This window comes from Chryseobacterium sp. SIMBA_029 (assembly GCF_046535275.1).
Taxonomy (GTDB): Bacteria; Bacteroidota; Bacteroidia; order Flavobacteriales; family Weeksellaceae; genus Chryseobacterium.
This window is the reverse complement of the sequence record NZ_JAWRXA010000690.1, coordinates 1-247: the sequence shown is the minus strand read 5'-3', so window position 1 is coordinate 247 and position 247 is coordinate 1. Positions and strand designations below refer to the sequence as shown.

The 247-nt window shown below is 39.3% G+C and carries 1 protein-coding gene; it reads left to right on the top strand.

Features of this window, described 5'->3' with window-relative positions; all coding sequences use genetic code 11:
- Nucleotides 1–247: hypothetical protein (locus SB679_RS25720; protein ID WP_410705202.1), on the top strand; the 247-nt coding region annotated here is incomplete at both ends.

Sequence of the window (247 nt, the reverse complement as noted above, 5' to 3'; positions counted from 1 at the left end):
GAAGGACTTTTAACCGATGCTTTAAACATTTTCAACAACTGCAGTATCCTGGATAATTCTTTGAAAAAACTAGGAATCATCCCTGATATGAACGCCGGACACAGTTTAGGAGAATGGCTGGCAGGATATTCATCCGAGTTGGCAGAAGCCAATTCTGTAAAAGCACTTATTGATGTGCTGAATCCTGAAACATTTGAATTAAAAGATTCCAAATTCATTGCCATTGGAGCCGGAATTGATGTCGTAC